Annotated in this window: 18 protein-coding genes; 9 read left to right on the top strand and 9 right to left on the bottom strand. The window is 57.3% G+C overall.

The window, feature by feature from the left end:
- The first annotated feature begins 1,547 nt into the window (after positions 1 to 1,547).
- Entirely contained in the window at positions 1,548 to 2,402 is an 855-nt protein-coding gene (locus LRS40_RS21045; RefSeq protein ID WP_231312581.1) for an aldo/keto reductase, read from the top strand.
- Positions 2,403 to 2,448: 46 nt separating this feature from the next.
- Here LRS40_RS21045 and LRS40_RS21040 read toward each other — a convergent pair whose 3' ends face one another.
- A complete protein-coding gene (locus LRS40_RS21040; protein ID WP_231312580.1) occupies positions 2,449 to 3,333 on the bottom strand; it encodes a D-hexose-6-phosphate mutarotase in 885 nt (294 codons plus the stop codon).
- Between the two features lie 76 nt (positions 3,334 to 3,409).
- Complete coding sequence (gapA, locus tag LRS40_RS21035) at positions 3,410 to 4,405, bottom strand: glyceraldehyde-3-phosphate dehydrogenase (RefSeq protein ID WP_032617687.1); 996 nt, start codon at positions 4,403 to 4,405, stop codon at positions 3,410 to 3,412.
- A 341-nt stretch (positions 4,406 to 4,746) separates the two neighbouring features.
- Between gapA and msrB the strand changes: the two genes are divergently transcribed.
- A complete protein-coding gene (msrB, locus tag LRS40_RS21030; RefSeq protein WP_231312579.1) occupies positions 4,747 to 5,160 on the top strand; it encodes a peptide-methionine (R)-S-oxide reductase MsrB in 414 nt (137 codons plus the stop codon).
- 42 nt (positions 5,161 to 5,202) lie between these two features.
- Positions 5,203 to 5,481 (top strand): YeaC family protein, encoded by a 279-nt coding sequence (locus LRS40_RS21025; protein WP_142489137.1) that lies wholly within the window; start codon positions 5,203 to 5,205, stop codon positions 5,479 to 5,481.
- 43 nt (positions 5,482 to 5,524) lie between these two features.
- Here the strand turns inward: LRS40_RS21025 and LRS40_RS21020 are convergent, their stop codons facing one another.
- The 4 genes from LRS40_RS21020 to sppA form a co-directional block, all read right to left on the bottom strand.
- A complete protein-coding gene (locus LRS40_RS21020) occupies positions 5,525 to 6,775 on the bottom strand; it encodes a glycoside hydrolase family 18 protein (RefSeq protein ID WP_156263554.1) in 1,251 nt (416 codons plus the stop codon).
- 267 nt (positions 6,776 to 7,042) lie between these two features.
- Positions 7,043 to 7,684, bottom strand: coding sequence for a bifunctional nicotinamidase/pyrazinamidase (pncA, locus tag LRS40_RS21015; protein WP_142489139.1), 642 nt, complete (start codon positions 7,682 to 7,684; stop codon positions 7,043 to 7,045).
- 9 nt (positions 7,685 to 7,693) lie between these two features.
- Positions 7,694 to 8,710, bottom strand: a complete 1,017-nt coding sequence (gene ansA / locus LRS40_RS21010) for an asparaginase (protein WP_142489140.1) — start codon at positions 8,708 to 8,710, stop codon at positions 7,694 to 7,696.
- A 59-nt stretch (positions 8,711 to 8,769) separates the two neighbouring features.
- Positions 8,770 to 10,626 (bottom strand): signal peptide peptidase SppA, encoded by a 1,857-nt coding sequence (gene sppA / locus LRS40_RS21005; protein ID WP_231312578.1) that lies wholly within the window; start codon positions 10,624 to 10,626, stop codon positions 8,770 to 8,772.
- Positions 10,627 to 10,790: 164 nt separating this feature from the next.
- On the opposite strand from sppA, the gene LRS40_RS21000 reads away from it, so the two are divergent.
- The 3 genes from LRS40_RS21000 to LRS40_RS20990 all read left to right on the top strand — a co-directional run bounded on the left by LRS40_RS21000 (position 10,791) and on the right by LRS40_RS20990 (position 14,412).
- Positions 10,791 to 11,342 (top strand): NAD(P)H nitroreductase, encoded by a 552-nt coding sequence (locus LRS40_RS21000; RefSeq protein WP_231312577.1) that lies wholly within the window; start codon positions 10,791 to 10,793, stop codon positions 11,340 to 11,342.
- A gap of 117 nt (positions 11,343 to 11,459) precedes the next feature.
- Entirely contained in the window at positions 11,460 to 12,503 is a 1,044-nt protein-coding gene (gene selD, locus LRS40_RS20995) for a selenide, water dikinase SelD (RefSeq protein WP_231312576.1), read from the top strand.
- A 4-nt stretch (positions 12,504 to 12,507) separates the two neighbouring features.
- Complete coding sequence (locus LRS40_RS20990; RefSeq protein ID WP_231312575.1) at positions 12,508 to 14,412, top strand: DNA topoisomerase III; 1,905 nt, start codon at positions 12,508 to 12,510, stop codon at positions 14,410 to 14,412.
- 93 nt (positions 14,413 to 14,505) lie between these two features.
- Here the strand turns inward: LRS40_RS20990 and gdhA are convergent, their stop codons facing one another.
- The gene (gene gdhA / locus LRS40_RS20985; RefSeq protein WP_231312574.1) at positions 14,506 to 15,849 is read right to left on the bottom strand and encodes an NADP-specific glutamate dehydrogenase; all 1,344 of its coding nucleotides are present in this window, start codon (positions 15,847 to 15,849) and stop codon (positions 14,506 to 14,508) included.
- 236 nt (positions 15,850 to 16,085) lie between these two features.
- Here gdhA and LRS40_RS20980 point away from each other — a divergent pair, with 236 nt between their 5' ends.
- Complete coding sequence (locus tag LRS40_RS20980; protein WP_231312573.1) at positions 16,086 to 16,361, top strand: YnjH family protein; 276 nt, start codon at positions 16,086 to 16,088, stop codon at positions 16,359 to 16,361.
- Here the strand turns inward: LRS40_RS20980 and LRS40_RS20975 are convergent.
- Positions 16,321 to 16,737: a pyrimidine (deoxy)nucleoside triphosphate diphosphatase gene (locus LRS40_RS20975; protein WP_231312571.1), complete on the bottom strand. Its 417-nt coding sequence runs from the start codon at positions 16,735 to 16,737 to the stop codon at positions 16,321 to 16,323. The genes LRS40_RS20980 and LRS40_RS20975 overlap by 41 nt on opposite strands.
- Positions 16,738 to 16,806: 69 nt before the next feature.
- Here LRS40_RS20975 and LRS40_RS20970 point away from each other — a divergent pair, with 69 nt between their 5' ends.
- Together LRS40_RS20970 and LRS40_RS20965 are read left to right on the top strand one after the other, a co-directional pair.
- Positions 16,807 to 17,379 (top strand): carboxymuconolactone decarboxylase family protein, encoded by a 573-nt coding sequence (locus tag LRS40_RS20970; RefSeq protein ID WP_185902348.1) that lies wholly within the window; start codon positions 16,807 to 16,809, stop codon positions 17,377 to 17,379.
- Positions 17,372 to 18,004, top strand: coding sequence for a CDP-alcohol phosphatidyltransferase family protein (locus LRS40_RS20965; protein ID WP_142489148.1), 633 nt, complete (start codon positions 17,372 to 17,374; stop codon positions 18,002 to 18,004). The genes LRS40_RS20970 and LRS40_RS20965 overlap by 8 nt, the downstream gene beginning before the upstream one ends.
- Here LRS40_RS20965 and LRS40_RS20960 read toward each other — a convergent pair.
- A complete protein-coding gene (locus LRS40_RS20960) occupies positions 17,996 to 19,303 on the bottom strand; it encodes a sulfurtransferase (protein ID WP_231312570.1) in 1,308 nt (435 codons plus the stop codon). The genes LRS40_RS20965 and LRS40_RS20960 overlap by 9 nt on opposite strands.
- Positions 19,304 to 19,375: the final 72 nt, after the last annotated feature.

The raw sequence follows: 19,375 nt of genomic DNA, 5'->3' as shown, positions 1-19,375 counted from the left end.
GTTCGCACGGTTTTGGCCTGTTTTTACGTGCGAACCTGCTGATCCGCCAAAGGACAAAAATGTCCTCTGGAAACTCCCGGGTTATGAGAGTTTGAGAATGACTGATAGTCACGCGAAAAACGCCAGGGTAACAGGCTATCTTTCAGCGAGTCACTCCCGGCGCTGTCTTTGAGTACGCCCGTCAGCTTGTCCAACGATGCGGCGAAAGGGGAGGGCTTAACCTAAAGGTGGGGGAATCCCCCTTTTGCCCATGTCTAGAACCTGTCAAAAGTTGTCATGTCGGTTTGAGAGCCAACGGCATTGGCTGACAAAACGGCGATGTTAAACAGGACAAAAATCCTCTTTAAAGGGCAGGATTCTGCCCTTTGATTCGCTCACCAACATACAGATTTCCTCGTATCAACATTACCGGTTTTGCGGGGATGTATTACCTTTATTCCCCTTTACACTTTTGCGCAGGGGTTTCGCTATGATGGCCCGCCACCAGCGGCAGATGGACGATTGGCTTTGAACTAATGCAAAGGTACATCCCGGTATGCAAACGCGAGGTATCCACACTGGTATCCACCAGAACGGCAGGTGTGCGACAGATACCTGCAGAGGGTAACCAGCACCAGTAACCACTTCTGGTAACCAGAGCGCCAGGTTTCCACCGGAGTGGTTTCCATGCTGGTTTCCGGCAAAACGCCGGTTGCCAAACGCGAGGTTGCCAGGCAGGTTGCCACCGAAAGCGCTATTTCAGAGCGGCAACTTAACGCATAGCCGTCGGAGTTCACGCATAGGCTCCATGCATAACAGCGCCAGCCAGAGGAAGTCCTCACTGGCTGGCATGGGTTGTGATTTTACAGGGGCTGCACAAATTCGAAGATAGCGCTGTATCCCAGAACGCATGGGATTTCGAGACCAGTACGCGTGCGCGCGAAGATAGATCACCAACTGGCGGTTAGCTTCCACCCCCACCAGCCCACCCCGGCAGAACTGCGAGATCAGAAACGCCAGCTGGCAGAGAGCCCTGGCTGTACCGGAAAATTATGACCGGCCCTGCATACCGCAGGAGCAAACCAGCGCCGCGTCGTGCGAGGTGACCTGCACCAAACCAGCACCAGACAAGTACTGTGCTGGTGGGATTCCCACTAAATAGCAGATTATGAGCGGCGTGTTGGTTCACGGCCTCTTTTTGTTGGTTCAAAATTGGGGTGTGTTGGTTCACTTTTTTGAAATAACCCTTTTAAAAACAATCATCTTTACAAATTGAACCAACTGAACCAACTGAACTAACGCTTTCTAAGTACACATGGAGTAAAAATGGTAGCGTGGAAAGGAAGATTGATTGATGTACTACTCTGTCCTTTGGACCGAAAAATCTAAGCGAAGGGGTAGCACTGCCGCTTGAAGTGTACCCATGAGTGTACACAAAATATTTTCATTAATGCGAATCCCTTTATTGATGCGGCTTTTGGACGCTATTGATGATTCAATTTGTGCATCACAACGGGGCTCTTGAGCCCCGTTTGTTTTAGGGTGGTGCAGATAAACAGGAGAATGTGATGAGCGAAAAAACCGTTAACTTTGGCAACAACATCGTCCTTCCGGCCATTGGCCAGGGTACCTGGTACATGGGCGAAAAAGCGAGCCAGCGCCGCCAGGAAGTGGACGCCCTGCGGGCTGGCATTGAGCGCGGGCTGACGCTGATTGATACCGCCGAGATGTATGCCGACGGCGGCGCGGAAAAGATGGTCGGCGAGGCGATCAAAGGCCTGCGCGACGAGGTGTTTCTGGTCTCCAAAGTCTACCCGTGGAATGCCGGAGGGCACAAAGGGATAGCCGCCTGCGAAGCCAGCCTGCGCCGTCTCGGCACCGAGTATATTGACCTTTATCTGCTGCACTGGCGCGGGAATTACGCCCTGGATGAGACCGTCCGGCTGATGGAGACGCTGCAACAGCAGGGGAAAATTGGCCGCTGGGGCGTCTCGAACCTCGACTTTGCGGATATGCAGGAGCTTTGGCAGGTGCCAGGCGGACAGGTCTGCGCGGCCAATCAGGTGCTGTACCATCTGGCCTCGCGCGGTATCGAATATGACCTGCTGCCATGGTGTCAGCAGCAGTCGATGCCGGTGATGGCCTATTGCCCGCTGGCGCAGGCCGGGCGGCTACGCTCAGGGCTGTTCAATCATCCGGTAGTGAATGCGATAGCGCAGGAGTATCAGATCACGGCGGCGCAGGTTCTGCTGGCGTGGGTGATAAGTCATCGCGGGGTCGTGGCTATCCCGAAAGCGTCATCCATTAAGCATGTGGAAGAGAATGCGGGCGCGCAGGGCATTTCGCTCTCTGCGGAGGCGTTAAAGCAGCTGGATGCGGCCTTCCCGGCGCCTGAACAGAAAACGGCGTTAGACATGGTGTGAAGTGAGCGTAATGCCCTCTCAACATGGAGAGGGCAAGGGTAGGGGATTAACGCTTCACAATGTGAATCGTCTGTCCCAGACGGGAAGGTTTCTCTTCCGTCGCGGTTTGCGGTTCGCTGACGCAGGCGGTTTCCACGCAAACAAAGGTCTTATAGCCGTCGTCCGGAACGTCGCCCATGCTCACTGACAGCGCCGGGCCCGGGTTCCAGCCCACCACGTTGCTGTGATGATGATGGATAACTTCAATCGCGCGATTCAGCACGGTATCTTCAATGACGCTGCAGGCTTCCGGGTTCAGGTAGACGCGGTCAGTACGATCCGGGAATGTCTGTGAGCCGTCGTTGAGTTTGCCCTCTTTCGCATTATCCACTTTGTCGATAAAGCTATCCCCGAGGCCGTTCACCGTTACGGCAGCGATATCGCCGACGTTGAAGTAGGTGTGCAGGGCAGAGGTGGTCTCAAATTCACCGTGCGCTTCCAGCTCGATCTCGCAGGTTTTACCTAACTTGAAGCGGGCGTACAGGGTGAAGTCGTGCGGCCACAGTTTGCGGGTCTCGTCGTCGCTTTGCAGTTCAAAGGTCAGCACCACGCCGGATTCATCTTCGTTATGGGCTTTCAGCGTCCACGGCAGGTTGCGGGCAAAACCGTGTGACGGCAGGCCCTGCTCGGTAGCCGGGCCAAACCACGGCCAGCAGATTGGCACGCCGCCGCGGATCGCCGCCCCTTTTTTAAAGGAGGTGATGTCGCTCAGCCACAGCGCTTCCACTTCGCCTTCGGGCTGCCAGGAGAGCAGGTGTGCGCCCTGCAGGGCAACAGAAGCCTGAACCTGCGGATGTTCGACCACAATCACTTCAACGTCATCGATCTGGCGGCGGGAGAGCACAGGGGTAAGTTGTTCGACTACCGGAAGTGCAAAAATTGTTTTAATCATTACGCAATCCTCTGTCTTTAATGCCATAAAAAAAGGCGACCGAGGTCGCCTTTTTGGATCAGTTTCTCATCTCAACTTATTTGGAGATGTGAGCGATCAGGTCCAGAACTTTGTTAGAGTAACCGGTTTCGTTGTCGTACCAGGAAACCAGTTTCACGAAGTTGTCGTTCAGTGCGATACCTGCTTTAGCATCGAACACGGAAGTGCACACTTCGCCGTTGAAATCGGTAGAAACAACGTCGTCTTCGGTGTAACCCAGAACGCCTTTCATTGCGCCTTCAGAAGCCGCTTTGATTGCTTTCTTGATTTCTTCGTAGCTTGCTGCTTTTTCCAGACGAACGGTCAGGTCAACAACAGATACGTTAGGAGTAGGAACGCGGAACGCCATACCAGTCAGTTTGCCGTTCAGCTCTGGCAGAACTACGCCAACTGCTTTAGCAGCACCGGTAGAAGAAGGGATGATGTTCTGAGCTGCGCCGCGGCCGCCGCGCCAGTCTTTATGAGACGGGCCATCAACAGTTTTCTGAGTAGCGGTGGTAGCGTGAACGGTGGTCATCAGGCCTTCAACGATACCGAAGTTGTCGTTGATAACTTTAGCCAGTGGCGCCAGGCAGTTGGTGGTGCAGGATGCGTTAGAAACGATGTCCTGGCCAGCATACTTCTCGAAGTTAGCGCCTTTAACGAACATTGGGGTGTTGTCTTTAGAAGGACCAGTCAGAACAACTTTTTTCGCGCCAGCGGTGATGTGCTTACGCGCAGTTTCGTCGGTCAGGAAGATACCGGTTGCTTCAGCAACAACGTCAACACCGATTTCGTTCCACTTCAGGTTAGCTGGATCTTTTTCAGCAGTAACACGGATGGTTTTGCCGTTGACAACCAGGTGGCCGTCTTTCACTTCAACGGTGCCGTTGAAACGACCGTGAGTTGAGTCGTACTTCAGCATGTACGCCATGTATTCAGCGTCTAACAGATCGTTGATACCAACGATTTCGATGTCAGAACGTTCCTGAGCAGCACGGAAAACAATACGGCCGATACGGCCAAAACCGTTGATACCTACTTTGATAGTCATATATTCCACCAGCTATTTGTTAGTGAATAAAAGGTTGCGTGTAAAATTACAAAAACCTTACGCAGCGTCAAGCGGAATCGTGTCAATCATTGCGACAAATCAATCCTTCGCACTACCTTTGCTCGATTGACCCACCTCACATTCCCTTGGAGCTTGCACCCATATGGGGCCTGCGCACGGAATTTTAAAGGGCTGACCACATAAAAACGTGGAGTAGATCACATTTGTCTGAGTGCCTCTACGCAACGAGTAAGTTTAGAACAAAAGTTCATACTTCAGTGTTAATGTTTTGTTAGAATCGAGGGTAAAAGTTGTCTGTTTCAACTGCGAGATGTAAGCCTATGTCGAATCAACAAAACCCCGATGAACTGAAAAAAAAACTCACAGAAATGCAGTTCTACGTGACGCAAAACCATGGTACGGAACCGCCGTTTACCGGGCGTCTGCTGCATAACAAACGGGATGGTGTCTACCACTGCCTGGTGTGTGACGCTGCGCTGTTTAACTCCCAAAGCAAATACGATTCTGGCTGTGGTTGGCCAAGTTTTTATGAACCGGTAAGTGAAGAGGCTATTCACTATCTGAAGGACTTCAGCCATGGTATGGAGCGCATTGAGATTCGCTGTGGAAACTGTGACGCCCATCTCGGTCACGTCTTCCCGGACGGCCCACAGCCGACAGGCGAGCGTTTTTGCGTCAATTCCGCCTCATTAAGCTTCACTGATGACCAGAATGGCGACCAGACGAAAGGCTGAAAAATCGATTCAGCAAATTATTCCTTCGGAGCCGGATTTAACATGAATATTGAAGAGATGATTAAGGGCATGACGCCGGAAGTGTATCAGCGTCTGGTCACGGCAGTGGAGCTAGGGAAATGGGCCGATGGCGTGGCGTTGACCGCCGAGCAGAAAGAGAACTGTCTGCAGTTAGTGATGCTGTGGCAGGCGCGCAATAATACCGATGCGCAGCACATGACTATCGACACCCAGGGTCAGATGGTGATGAAGAGTAAGCAACAGCTGAAAGAGGATTTTGGCATCGCGCCAAAATCGATCGCGACGCTGAAAATGCAGTAACCATGCGGGCTAATGCCCTCTCCCGCAGGGAGAGGGCTAATTTTTACTTAATCCCCAGCGACTCGGCTAACTGCTTCGCCAGCTGGTTGTTGTCATCCGCGCCGTACTCCCAGAACATCGCACCGGCCAGACCTTTCTCTTTGATGTACTCCGCTTTGATGGTCACCGACCGCGGGTTTTCGTACGACAGGGCAAACAGCGCCTTGCCATCATCACCCTTAACCGACAGCCACGGCACTTTGGCCTGGTCGTCCCACTGCTCGGTAAAGCGTTTTTGCGGATCGTTTAATAACGTCTTCACGATATCGTTGTACTTCACATAGGTGTCTTTGGTCAGATCGTAGCCCAGCGATTTGAACAGCTCGATCTGCTGTGCGCCGAAATAAGGCTGAGTCGCGGGGTTTTTTTGCGCATCCGGCTTGCTCCAGTCGATGCCAGGCTCAACGGCACGCTTGGGTACCCGGCCATAGAAACCGATACCCAGGTTCATCTGCTGCGGCTTCAGCCCGGCGGCCAGATAGTTGTTCACCACGAAATCCACGCTGTATTTATCCGCGGCGGCTACGGTGGGCCAGGCGCTGGAGTCATACAGGTTGGCGTTGAAGTACTGGGTGCCGTACGCCATGTCGTAGGTCATCAGGTTGATGTAATCAAGTAACGGCGCAACCGCTTTAACGTCTACCCAACTTTTCGGGCTCTCCACATTGGCACCGACGGCGATGGTCACCAGTTTTTTATCCCCGAATGCAGCACGCAACTCTTTCAGCAGGGCGGTAAAGTTATCCCGGTCCTCAGGCTTGCTGGCGACCAGTCCCCATGCGCCGTTAACCGGGAACTCCCAGTCGAGGTCAATCCCGTCGAGACCGTATTTATCGACAATTTCCTGAGCTGAGCGGATGAACACGGCTCGAGTCTCTTTGGTCGATGCCGCCCCCGAGAAGCCACGCGCCCCCCAGCCACCCACGGAGAGCAGCACCTTGAGGTCAGGGTTTTGTTTGCGCAGGACTGGGAGTAAAGCCAGATCGGCGGCGACTTTTGGGGAGAGCCAGATTTGATGCAGTTTGTTCGGATCTTTTAGCGCCGGGTTGCTTTCGTCTTTCTCGTCGTTATAGATAAGGCCAAACGAGTAGTTAAGGTGGGTGATCTGACGCACATCGAGTTTGTTGATATCTCCGCCCGGTCCGGCGGTGACGTCGCCACCCCCGTTAAAATAGCCCACCGACATCAGGGAGCTGGCGGAAGCAACGGACGCGCAGAGCAGGGGTAAAGCTGCCAGCAAAGGCAAACGTTTCATAGCAATTCCTCTTCAATTTTGACGGTAAAAAAACAAGCACGCCACGTAATGGCGTGGCGAAAAAAGTGCCAAAAAAGAATAGCATTGCCGCCTCGCTGAGAGTGCGAGGCAGTTCACCTTATGGGACTTAATAAGAATTGTGCCCGGCGGCGCTGCGCTTGCACGGGCCTACGGGGGGCGGGGTTTTGCCCGGCGGCGCTGACGCTTGCACGGGCCTGTGGGTTTTGTAGGCCGGGTAAGGCGTAGCCGCCACCCGGCACAAGGCTATCAGGCCTGCGTCTCCTGCCAGTCCGCCAGCGTATAAAGCGTGGCGCCTTCCGCCGCCATATCCATAAATGCCTGCGCGCTGTCCTGGCGCTGAATGTTGACCCCACGACAGCCGTCGGTGATCACGTTCACCCGGTAGCCCAGCTGTAACGCATCCAGCACGGTAAATTTGACGCAGTAATCGGTCGCCAACCCCATCACGATTAGCTCCACGATTTCGTGATGGCGCAGCCACTGATCCAGCCCGGTTTTCTGCCGGTGGCCGTTATCAAAGAAGGCGCTGTAGCTGTCGATGTTCGGGTTTTCCCCTTTCTGGAAAATGGCGTCAATGGCTTTGCTGTTGAGCAGGGGATGCAGCTCTGCGCCTTCGGTGTGCTGCACACAGTGATCGGGCCAGAAGGTTTGCGGCAGGCCATCCAGTTCGCCCTGAGTGAAGGGCTCGACGCTGTGCTGGCTGGCAAAGCTGCCGTGATCTGCCGGATGCCAGTCCTGGCTGGCCACCACCGCTTCGCCGCGGGCTTTACACCACTCGATCAGGGCGTTGGCAACGTCTACCGTGCTGTCGCCTTCCGCCACCGCCAGCGCGCCGCCGGCGCAAAAGTCATTCTGTAAATCCACCAGTAACAGGGCACGTTGTTTCATGCTCACTCCTTATTCGTCTGGCGTCAGTTCGCCACGCAGGTTTTGCATCATCGCCGTACGAATCGACTGCACGTCCAGATCCTGACTCAGTAAGTAGTGAAGTTTAGTCAGGGTGGCTTCTACCGTCATGTCGAATCCGCTCACGACCCCCGCCTGCGCCAGGGCGTTACCGGTGGCATAGCCGCCCATGTTCACCTTGCCGGACATGCACTGGGTCAGGTTTACCACCACGATGCCGCGGCTGCTCGCTTCCTGAAGCTCCTTCAGAAACTCGCCGTTTTGCGGGGCGTTGCCCACACCGTAGGAGCGCAGGATCAGCGCTTTTACCGGCTGACGCAGGAAATTACGCACCACATCGGCGGAGATACCCGGATAAATGGTCACCACGCCAATCGGCTGCGGCGTAATCGGGTGCACCACCAGCTCGCCGGAAGTATGCGGCGCGGGAGGGGTACCGAGGCGGCGGATATGGATCCCGGCTTCCAGCAGCGGAGAGAGATTGGGTGAGGCAAAAGCATCAAAGCCGTCCGCATGCGCTTTGGTGGTGCGATTGCCGCGATACAGGCGGTTGTTGAAGAACAGGCTCACTTCATTAATCGGGAAGTTGGCCGCCACGTACAGCGAGTTAAGCAGGTTGATCTGCCCGTCGGAACGCAGCTCCGCCAGCGGGATCTGCGAGCCGGTGACGATCACCGGTTTGCTGAGGTTTTCCAGCATGAAGGAGAGGGCCGAGGCGGTAAACGCCATGGTGTCGGTGCCGTGCAGGATCACGAAGCCATCATATTGATCGTAGTGCGCCTTGATGTCGTCGGCGATATGTTGCCAGTCTTCCGGGGTCATGTCGGAAGAGTCCATCAGCGGATCGTACTCGTGGATGGTGAAGTCCGGCATCTCCGGGCGGTGGAACTCAGGCATTAACGCCAGCTGGCGCTGCAGATGACCCGAAACCGGGATATAGCCATTTTCCGAGCGCTGCATACCGATGGTACCGCCGGTATAGGCCACATAGATTGATTTCTTTTGCATGATGTAATGTTCTTGGGCTTCAAAGAAAAATCCCCTCTTCGCAGAAGAGGGGATGGGGATTAACGTACGTTAGCGCAGGTGAGGCAGAACGCGTAGCGGTTTTGCGGATCGTTAAAGGCGGCCAGCTTGTCGCCCTCCGCTTTAACTGCCTTCGCCGCCGAGGCGACCGGCGCCGGCAGATATGCCTGCAGCGCGTCCGGCAGCATGGCTTTGACCGAGCCGGAGAAGCTGTCCATCACCAAATCGATGAAGGTCGGCTCATCCTGATAGAAGTCGATATGCCACTGCTTCAGCTTCGCCAGTTCGGCGGCCTTGGCCACGGCGTCATCGAAATCGCCCAGGTTATCCACCAGCCCGTTGGATTTCGCATCCTGGCCGGTCCAGACGTGGCCCTGGGCAATCTGGTCGATCTGCGCCGGGGTCTGCTTACGGGAGTCGGCCACCAGGCTGATAAAGCGCTTATAGCCGTTCTCAATGCTGAGCTGCATCATCTGTGACACTTCCGGCGGCAGTGCTTTGGTGATGGCAATATCCGCCAGCGGCGAGGTCGCCACGCCGTCGGTATGCACGCCCAGATAGTCGAGGCTGTTCTCTACGGTGTTAATGAAACCGAAGATGCCGATGGAGCCGGTCAGGGTGCTTGGGTTCGCCACGATGTAGTTCGCCGGGGTCGAGATCCAGTAACCACCGGATGCCGCCATGCCGCCCATGGAAACCACCACCGGTTTACCGGCGGCGCGGGCCGCTGACAGTTCCGCGCGGATCACTTCCGATGCGCTGACGCTGCCGCCCGGGCTGTTCACCCGCAGGACAATGGCTTTCACTTTCGGATCGAGACGCGCATCGCGGATCTGCGCGGCGGTGGTATCACCCCCGACGTTGCCCGGCGTCTCTTCGCCATCCATGATCGCCCCGTTAGCGAAGACCACGGCAATGCTGTCACCGGTATCGGCCGGTTTTTTCGCCTGATAATCATAGAAGCTGATGGCGCTGTAGTTCTTGTCCTCTTTGCTCCAGCCGAACTGCTTAGTCAGGGACTTTTCAATTTCGGCGCTGGAGCCCAGGGCATCCACCAGCTTGCTGTTCAGCGCATACTTCGCGGTATCGCCATCGACTTTACGCAGCCCATCCAGCACGCCCTGCGCACCCGGGAAGACCTGCTCCGGAGCGATCTGGCGGTTGGCGGCGACGGTGGCGAGATAGTGCTGCCACAGCTCGCCAATCCAGCGGCTATCCGCTTCACGGGCGGCAGGAGACATATCGTCGCGGATAAACGGCTCTACGGCAGATTTATAGGTCCCGACGCGGAAGACATGGGTCGTGACTTTCAGCTTATCGAGCAGCGATTTGTAATAGAGGCCATTGGTGGCGAAACCGTGCAGATCGACGGTGCCCTGCGGCGAGAGCCACACTTTATTGGCAAAGCTTGCCAGATAGTACTGCCCCTGGCTGTAGTTATCGCCCACCGCAATCACCGGTTTGCCGCTGTCGCGGAACTCACGCAGCGCTTTACCGATGTACTGCATGGAAGGCTGATCCGCTCCGGCAAAGTTCTTCAGATCCAGCACGATGCCGGTGATGTTGCGGTCATCCTTCGCCTGACGAATAGCATCGACGATATCGAACAGCGAGTTTTCCTGCAGACGGTCGCTGCTGGCGCCAAACAGCTGGCGGCCCAGTACCCCAAGACGGTTGCTGGTGGAGGGTTTATCGACCACGACCCCTGCGATATCCAGCAACAGCGCGCCGCGCCCGGCGCTCTGAGCCTGGTTGTTGGTGCTGAGGTGCATCCACACGCCCACGCAAACCATCAGAATAAGGATGAAGAAAATGTTCATCACCAGATTTCGGACGAAATTCAGCAGTCGCCACGTCCATTTAAAAAAGCCGGCAAACAGTCGCCAGAGGGTTCGCATGTATTCTCCCTGTCCAGATAATTACCTTCCCGTCGCCACTGGACGGTGTTGTCGGGCTATCGTAATGACCCGACCGCCACTTGTCAGCAGGAATCGCCTGCCACGCTGTAACAAAATCTGCCGTCGTGTTAATTTTGAGTAAATTTCAAGACAGGAGTAACCCCATGGATGCACTCGAACTGCTTGTTAACCGCCGAAGCGCGGCGCGTCTGACCGAGCCCGCCCCGGCAGGCGAACAGCTGGACAACATTCTTCGCGCCGGGATGCGCGCCCCGGATCACGGCACCTTACAGCCGTGGCACTTCTTTATCATAGAGGGTGAAGGACGCGAGCGCTTCAGTACCCTGCTGGAGAAAGGGGCCGTGGCCGCCGGACAGGATGAAAAGGCGATTGAGAAAGCCCGCAACGCGCCGTTCCGCGCGCCGATGATTATCGCCGTGGTCGCCAAATGCCAGCCGCAGCACAAAGTGCCGGTGTGGGAGCAGGAGATGTCTGCCGGCTGTGCGGTAATGGCTATGCAGATGGCTGCCGTCGCCCAGGGTTACAACGGTATCTGGCGCAGCGGCGCATTAACCGACAGCCCGGTGGTCCGCGAAGGCCTGGACTGCGGCGCACACGACAAAATCGTCGGTTTCCTCTATCTGGGTACCCCGCAGTTGAAAGCCTCGACCACCGTCTCCGTGCCCGACACCGGGCCGTTTGTCACTCATTTCTGATCCCCGGTGCAAAAACTGTCTGGATCCTGAACAACTGCCGCAGAATTCAGACAGTCATACTTATCACTTAATGGAATGAGCGCTAACATAGTGCAATTGTAATGAAAGGAGATTGTCATGAGCGAGCAAGCCATTCGTTTAACGCAATACAGCCATGGAGCCGGTTGCGGTTGTAAAATTTCCCCCAAAGTGCTGGAAACCATTCTGCATAGCGAGCAGGCGAAGTTTGTCGACCCGAACCTGCTTGTGGGTAACGAAACCCGCGACGATGCCGCGGTCTACGATTTAGGTAACGGCACCAGCGTTATCAGCACCACCGATTTCTTTATGCCGATCGTCGATAACCCGTACGACTTTGGGCGCATTGCCGCCACCAACGCTATCAGCGACATCTTCGCCATGGGCGGAAAGCCGATCATGGCGATTGCGATCCTCGGCTGGCCAATCAATACCCTGGCCCCGGAGATCGCCCGCGAGGTGATCGAGGGCGGGCGTTTTGCCTGCCAGCAGGCGGGGATCGCCCTGGCGGGTGGCCACTCCATTGATGCCCCGGAGCCCATTTTCGGCCTGGCGGTCACCGGCGTGGTGCCGACGGAGCGCGTTAAACGCAACAGCACCGCCGAAGCGGGCTGCAAGCTGTTCCTCACCAAGCCGCTGGGCATTGGCGTGCTCACCACTGCCGAGAAAAAATCCCTGCTGCAGCCGGAGCACAAAGGGCTGGCAACGGAGGTGATGTGCCAGATGAACCTCGCCGGCGCCGCCTTTGCGAACATTGAGGGCGTGAAGGCAATGACTGACGTCACCGGCTTTGGCCTGCTGGGCCATCTGAGCGAAGTGTGCCAGGGGGCAGGCGTGCAGGCCCAGGTCTGGTATCAGGACGTGCCGAAGCTGCCGGGCGTGGAAGACTATATTGTCCAGGGTGCCGTGCCGGGCGGCACGCAGCGTAACTTCGCCAGCTACGGCCACCTGATGGGCGAGATGCCTGCCGAGTGGCGCGATCTGCTGTGCGATCCCCAGACGTCCGGCGGCCTGTTGCTGGCGGTCACGCCGGAGGCAGAAGCCGAAGTCCAGGCGACCGCCGCTGAGTTCGGTATCACCCTGACCGCCATCGGCGAGCTGGTGACCGCCCGCGGCGGCCGTCCGATGATTGAGATCCGTTAATTCAATGCGGTTATTTATTGCCGAAAAACCCAGCCTCGCCCGGGCGATCGCGGATGTATTACCCAAGCCGCATCGCAAGGGCGATGGCTATATCGAGTGCGGAAACGGGCAGGTGGTCACCTGGTGTATCGGTCACCTGCTGGAGCAGGCCCAGCCGGACGCTTACGACAGCCGCTACGCGCGCTGGAATCTCAACGATCTGCCCATCGTGCCGGAAAAGTGGCAGCTGCAGCCGCGCCCGACGGTCACCAAACAGCTCAACGTCATTAAGCGCCTGCTGAATGACGCCGCAGAAGTGATCCACGCCGGTGACCCGGACAGGGAGGGGCAACTGCTGGTGGACGAGGTGCTGGATTACCTGAACCTCTCGCCAGAGAAACGCCGCCAGGTGCAGCGCTGTCTGATCAACGATCTCAACCCGCAGGCGGTGGAGCGTGCCATCTCGCGTCTGCGATCCAACAGCGAGTTTGTGCCGCTGTGCGTCTCCGCGCTGGCTCGCGCCCGCGCCGACTGGCTGTACGGCATCAACATGACCCGCGCCTACACCATTCTCGGGCGTAACGCCGGTTATCAGGGGGTGCTCTCGGTGGGTCGCGTGCAGACTCCGGTGCTGGGGCTGGTGGTGCGCCGCGATGAAGATATCGAGAACTTTGTCGCCAAAGATTTCTTCGAAGTGAAAGCCCACATCGTTACCCCGAAGGACGAACGTTTTACCGCCATCTGGCAGCCGAGCGAGGCCTGCGAACCTTATCAGGATGAAGAGGGGCGCCTGCTGCATCGTCCGCTGGCCGACCACGTGGTGACCCGTATTGAGGGCCAGCCCGCCGTCGTCACCAGCTATAACGATAAACGGGAATCAGAACCTGCTCCGCTGCCGTTTTCCCTTTCTGCCCTGCAGATCGAGGCGGCAAAACGCTATGGCCTGAGCGCGCAAAACGTGCTCGATATCTGCCAGAAGCTGTATGAAACGCACAAGCTGATCACCTATCCGCGTTCCGACAGCCGCTATCTGCCGGAGGAGCATTTCGCCGGACGCCACGCGGTGCTGAACGCCATTGCCGCCCACGCGCCCGATTTACTGCCGCAGCCGGTGGTCAATCCGGATACCCGCAACCGCTGCTGGGACGATAAGAAGGTGGATGCCCACCACGCCATCATCCCGACGGCGCGCAGCAGCAAGGTCAATCTGACCGAGAACGAATCGAAGGTCTATAACCTCGTCGCCCGTCAGTACCTGATGCAGTTCTGCCCGGATGCGCTGTTCCGCAAGTGCGTTATTGAGCTGGAGATCGCCAAAGGCAAGTTTATCGCCAAGGCGCGTTTCCTTGCCGAAGCGGGCTGGCGCACGCTGCTGGGCAATAAAGAGCGTGACGAGGAGAACGACGGCACGCCGCTGCCGGTGGTGAAAAAAGACGACGAACTATTGTGCGAGAAGGGCGAAGTGGTGGAGCGACAGACCCAGCCGCCGCGACACTTCACCGACGCCACGATCCTCTCAGCAATGACCGGTATTGCCCGGTTTGTGCAGGATAAAGATCTGAAGAAAATCCTGCGTGCCACCGACGGGCTGGGGACGGAAGCGACTCGCGCGGGGATCATCGAGCTGCTGTTTAAACGCCGTTTTCTGCACAAGAAAGGGCGTTATATCCACGCGACGGATGCCGGAAAGGCGTTGATCCACTCCCTGCCGGAGATGGCCGCCCGCCCGGACATGACCGCGCACTGGGAGTCGGTGCTGACCCAGATCAGCGAAAAACAGTGTCGTTATCAGGATTTTATGCAGCCGCTGGTGGGCACGTTATTCGATCTGATCAACCAGGCGCGGAATACCTCGGTCAGAGATTTTCGCGGCATGGTTGCGCCGGGTGGCGACAAGAAGAAAAAGTTTAAGAAGAAGAGTGCGGCCTGAGGAGTTGCCGGGTGGCGGCTACGCCTTACCCGGCCTGCAAAAGCACGAACCGTAGGCCGGGTAAGCGCAGCGCCACCCGGCACAGCCACAGAATCAGATCACACCCTGACCCATCATCGCATCCGCGACCTTCACAAACCCGGCAATGTTCGCACCGCGGACATAGTTGGTCTGCTTCTCTTCTCCGCCGTACTCGACGCAGGCGTGGTGAATATCCAGCATGATGTGATGCAGACGCGCATCCACTTTCTCGGCTTTCCAGCCCATACGCGCGGCGTTCTGCGCCATCTCCAGACCTGAGGTTGCCACACCGCCGGCGTTTGCCGCTTTACCCGGTGCGAACAGCACGCCAGCCTGCAGGAACAGGTCGGTGGCTTCGATGGTAGTTGGCATGTTAGCCCCTTCCGCAACCGCTTTTACGCCGTTGGCGATCAGCTGGTGCGCTGCATCAATATCCAGTTCGTTCTGGGTGGCGCATGGCAGGGCGATATCAACCGGTACGGCCCACGGCTGTTTGCCTTCAAGGTAGGTCAGACCGAATTCGCGGGCATAATCGGCCACGCGACCGTCACGGCTGGCTTTGATTTCGCACAGGCGCGCCAGTTTTTCTGTGGTGAAGCCTGCTTCATCAACCACGGTGCCGCTGGAGTCGGAGGCGGTGATCACCCGGGCGCCCAACTCCATTGCTTTCTCGATAGCGTACTGGGCCACGTTGCCGGAGCCGGATACCGCGACGCGCATCCCGTCGAAGCTCATACCGTGACGCTTCAGCATCGCTTCAGTAAAGTAGACCAGACCGTAACCGGTGGCTTCCGGGCGGATCAGGCTGCCGCCGAAGGAGAGACCTTTCCCGGTGAAGACGCAGGCGCTGTTGTTGGAGAGTTTTTTCATCATCCCGGCCATAAAGCCCACTTCGCGCCCGCCCACGCCGATATCCCCGGCCGGTACGTCGGTATCCGCGCCTAGGTGACGATACAGTTCGGTCATCAGCGTCTGGCAGAAGCGCATCACTTCGCCTTCGCTCTTGCCTTTCGGATCAAAATCGCTGCCGCCTTTGCCGCCGCCCATAGGCAGGGTGGTCAGGGCATTTTTAAAGGTTTGTTCAAAGCCGAGGAACTTCAGGATCGACAGGTTAACCGACGGGTGGAAACGCATCCCGCCTTTGAACGGGCCGATCGCGGAGCTGAACTGGACACGCCAGGCGCGGTTGACCTGCACCTGATTGCGGTCGTCCACCCATACCACGCGGAACTGGATCACGCGTTCTGGTTCAACCAGGCGCTCAAGCAGGGACATCTGACGATAGCGGGGGTTTTGTTCCAGAAATGGCCAGAGGGTGGTCATCACTTCACGCACGGCCTGAGCGAATTCGCTCTGATTCGGATCGCGCTGTTGAACACGGTTTAGAAAGGATTCAAGGGAGCAAGCCTGGTCCATAACTATAAGTTCCTCTAATATATTGGGATTATTTTATTTGTAACAAATATATGCATGATGTTGTGTTTTTCGACTATACCACCCGATGGGCTTTGTGACGCAAGCTAAATTTCGCCCTCAAGTTAAATTCATTAAACGTGCCGGGTCATAATAAAAAACGATGATCGGCGGGATTAAAGTTTGTCGGCAGGTTTACCGTTATAGTCATTGTCAGGACACAACAGGAAGAGACGTCTATGAAGCGTATTGTAATGGCTGTTTTGCTTGGGGTTTTCGCGGCCGGCAGTCAGGCCGACCAGCGGTTTAGCACCGGCGTGGATGTGAATATTCCGCCGGAGATCTTCAGCTCCAGCGGTCAGCGTCCACCGCCGTGCAACCAGTGCTGCATCTATCAGGATCAGAACTATTCAGAAGGATCGGTGGTAAAAGCCGAGGGCGTATTATTGCAGTGCCAGCGGGATCCGCAGGCGATCAGCACCAATCCGCTGGTCTGGCGTCGTGTAAGAGAATAAAGGCTTCCAGTAGAGGAATATCCGCTGGGGCGAGATCGTAGCCCAGCGCCTCGCGCGGGGAGCACCACACCAGCTGGCTGTGGTAGTGCGTTTCGGGCGTGCCGGTAAACGTCGGGACGTGCCAGGCGTGCAGGTTAATCAGCCGCCGGGATACTTCCCGCTGGTGGCTGGCGATATACCGCGCGGGCCGGGCCTCGATACCCAGCTCCTCGCGCAGCTCGCGCGCCAGGGCCTCGGGCTGCGTTTCCCCGGCCTCCACTTTGCCCCCGGCAAACTCCCACAGACCGGGCTGATCCGCATGCAGCGGGCGCTGCGCCAGTAAAATCTTGCCATCCCGTTCGAGAATAGCGCAAACAACATCGAGTGTTTTTAGCATGGTCGTCAATAATGGTTAAGAGAGAAAGCGTTAGGATCTACGTACTTATTAGCGACCAGGGAGCATCCTGTGAAAGAGTTACCACCAGCCTGGGTTAAACCCATCGAATCCATCCCCGCCAGTCTAACGCCAATCGCCAGGATGCAGAAAAAACATTATGGCGCGGTGCTCAATCCGCTGCGCTGGTGGGGGAGAATGCCCCGGCTGTTCTGGCTGGTGGCGCTGTTTGTCGGCTTTCTGGAGCGCAAAAAATCGCCTCTCAACCCGGTGCTGCGTTCGCTGCTGATGACCCGCGTCTCGCAGGTGTGCCACTGCGCGTTCTGCATCGATGCCAATGCGCTGCGTCTGGCGGAACGCTGCGGTGGTCTGGAGAAGGTGCAGGCCGTCGCGACATGGCGCGACAGTCCCATATTCAGCGATGAAGAGCGTGCCGCGCTGGCCTATGCCGAGGCGGTTACTGCCACCCCGCCGGTGGTGGACGATGCCCTCAAAGCGGCGTTGCGCCGCCACTTCAGCGATGAGGCGATCACGGAGATGACCGCACTGCTCGCGTTTCAGAACCTCTCTGCGCGCTTCAATGCCGCGCTGGATATCCCTTCGCAAGGGTTGTGCGCCATGCCCGGAGAAAAACACGATGCTTGACCGTCACCTCCATCCGCGCCTGAAACCGCTGCTTAACCGGCTGGTGATGACGCTGGATAAACCGGGGATTGCTCCGGACGGCATTACGCTGATCGGCTTTGCTATCGGGGTGCTGGCCCTGCCGTTTCTGGCGCTGGGCTGGTATCTGGCGGCGCTGGTGGCGATTGTGCTGAACCGGTTGCTGGACGGGCTGGACGGGGCGCTGGCGCGGCGGCGCGGGTTAACCGATGCCGGGGGCTTTCTCGATATCGCCCTCGATTTTCTCTTTTATGCTCTGGTGCCCTTTGGCTTTGCCCTGGCGGATCCTGTGGTGAATGCGCTGCCAGCCGCCTGGCTGCTGTTCGCCTTCATCGGCACCGGCAGCAGCTTTCTGGCGTTTGCGGCGCTGGCGGCGAAGCACAACATCGACAATCCGGGCTACGCCCACAAGTCGTTTTACTATCTGGGCGGGCTGACGGAAGGAACAGAAACTATTCTGCTGTTTGTGCTTTGCTGCCTGTTCCCGGCGCACTTTGCGTGGCTGGCCTGGGTGTTTGGCGCGTTGTGCTGGCTCACCACCGCAACGCGCATCTGGAGTGGCTATATGACGCTGAAGGATGTTCAGCGCCAGCCGGGATCAGAGTGAGCTCTCTGGCCCGCGTTCACCGGTCGCCACCGGGTTCTGCGGGTTACTGCTCCATTCGTACCAGCCGCCGTCGTAAACGCCGACATTTTTCCAGCCCATCGCCCGGGCATACATGAAGGTCTCTGATGCCCGCCAGCCGGTGCCGCAGTAAAAGGCCACCTGCTGGTCCGGCAGAATGTTCCACTGCTTCCACATGGCGGCGATATCCTCAGCGCTGCGCATGGTGCCATCCGGATTATGGAAATCTTCCATATGGGTCGAGTCGCTCCCGGCATGACCCCAGCGTGCGCCCGCGATCTCACCTTTTGGCTTGATATAGCTGTAGCCGCTGGTCACGCCGGTAAACTCCGGCCATGAGCGGATGCTCACCAGAGAGGCATCCTTACGATGCAGCAGGCCGCGGGCCTGTTCGATATTCAGCATCAGCTGCGGCTGACCGGGGATCGGTGCGCCAAAATCGGCCGCTGGCGTCACTTTGCCTGGCGTCCCGCGTTCGACCGGCAGGTTTGCTTCACTCCAGGCCTTCCAGCCGCCATCCAGCAGGCGCACATCTTTCACCCCGGCGTACAGCATGATCTGCGCCACGCGCGCGGCGGCATAGACGTCGCGGCCGTAGAGGATCACCGTGGTGTCATGGCGAATCCCATGTTTTGCCAGCATTGCCTTCAGATCGGCATCGGAAACTTTGTTCCACAGCGGCTCGCTTTCCACCTCGTTGGTGTCGATATAGCCTGCGCCGGGAATATGGCTCAGCAGATAAAATTTAGGTGCGCCCCAGGCGGCTTCAATCACTTTCCACTCCCCGGCAGGGGCGGCGGTCACTGTCTTACCTTGCTGGAGCTGGTTCAGCCACTGCGGGTAGACCAGCTGTTCGAAGTGGGCGAGGCGCTGGAGACGCGCCGGGTTTTTCAGGGCATCGCTCAGCAACGTGACCTGGCTGAAACCCGCCTGATTCAGCCGGGCCTGGACGGCCTGGTTATCGCTGTCGCTGCCGTATAAGGCAAGCGGAGTGGTCGGGGTCAGCTGATGCTGCGACGCCCAGGCTTTCTGCTGGGTCTCGTTCATCGCCCCCAGCCAGCTGGCGGAAAGATTAAGGGCGGCAGGCTCGTGGCCGGAAGGGCCGTTCAGGGTCTGCGGCCAGCCGTTGTAAAAGGCGCTGGCGCGGGTATCAATAATTGAACCTTGCTGCTGCTGAAGCTTCGTCAGCGTCAGGGAGTGCGCCATGTCAGCGGCCAGGGTTGAAAAAGAGGCGAGACCTAAAGCGGCGGTCAGCGCGGTCAGGTGAGAAACACGTTTCATCGAAATGCCCGATCGTAAAAAAATGAGACGTGATTGTGGCAATCTGCCGGACAAAAAACGTTGCGTTTGCGC

Origin of the sequence: Leclercia sp. G3L, from assembly GCF_021117075.1 — a bacterium.
GTDB classification, from domain to species: domain Bacteria; phylum Pseudomonadota; class Gammaproteobacteria; order Enterobacterales; family Enterobacteriaceae; genus Enterobacter; species Enterobacter adecarboxylatus_C.
The sequence above is the reverse complement of the archived record's forward strand: the minus strand, read 5'-3'. Positions and strand labels throughout refer to the sequence as shown.